Origin of the sequence: Autumnicola tepida (assembly GCF_031846485.1) — a bacterium.
GTDB lineage: Bacteria > Bacteroidota > Bacteroidia > Flavobacteriales > Flavobacteriaceae > Autumnicola > Autumnicola tepida.
In genome coordinates, this window is sequence record NZ_JAVRHQ010000080.1 from 1 (window position 1) to 991 (window position 991).

Here is a 991-nt window from a genome sequence, read left to right on the forward strand (position 1 = left end):
TCCCGGTTATCGCCAGTTGGCGGAGTAAGGGACGCGGATTTGTCGGCTTAGTATTGGTTCGTTGGTCAAGTTAATTATTTTCTTACTAACGCTGCCGCTTATTGGCGATTAACCGTTGTTGTAGTTAGTGCGGTTTCAACTAACTTTGATAGAACTTCTCTTTCTTCATCATTGATTAACTGACTCCTTTTTTTATTTCTAAGTTTAGAAATATGATTTCCTTTATATGGGTTTAGCAATTCAAAATTTTGTTTGTTTTCAATTTGATTTTGAACAACTCTATTTAATTCCCTTTCTAATTCATTAATTCTAGAGCAATTCTCAGATCTTCTTTTATCCTCTTTTTTATATTCACCACAGTGGCAATAGAAATATTCATAATCATATTCTACAGTTTCTTTTATGGCGTTTCGGATTTGAGAATGAACTTTATTGTGGGAAAAATGATTTCCTACTCTAGAAATTACTGGATTACAACCAGCTCTATTATCGCCAACCTTTCCAACATAAAGTTTGATTTTATCTTTTTCTTTTTTTGGTTTTGCTACGAATAAATAAACTGACCATTCTCTTTTTGTTGAATGACCAGAAATTTTAAAACTTCCTAATTCCATAATATTAATTAATTGGTGGAGAAGGGAGGAATCGAACCTCCCTTTGCACATCGTCTTGGTGTCCAATTACAAAGTTTCTATTAATTTCAATGCTTTATAATCAGAGGTTAGGCCTTTCCTTTCTCCACTAGTGCAAACCCCACAATTATACTTTTAACAAAGTTCATAAGTTTTTCCTTAAAAGGAATATTTTTAATCTTCTCTATTTTTATCATAATCATAGTTTTTAATGGTTTAATTAATTCTAGTGGATTAATTGTTGCCCAAACTCTGATTAAGAGCATAGTAAAGTCAATAGACTTAGTAACTTTGAATACCAAAATCTTAAATCTCTAATGAGATATTTGTTTCAATGAACTTTCTGCCGCATTAACTAC

At 31.6% G+C, this 991-nt stretch carries 1 protein-coding gene and 1 tRNA gene; both read right to left on the bottom strand.

Annotated elements, in window-relative coordinates:
- Positions 1 to 98: 98 nt before the first annotated feature.
- Complete coding sequence (locus RM553_RS19445; RefSeq protein ID WP_311536627.1) at positions 99 to 614, bottom strand: hypothetical protein; 516 nt, start codon at positions 612 to 614, stop codon at positions 99 to 101.
- 13 nt (positions 615 to 627) lie between these two features.
- Positions 628 to 740 (bottom strand) — tRNA-Ser (locus RM553_RS19450).
- Between the last annotated feature and the right edge of the window lie 251 nt (positions 741 to 991).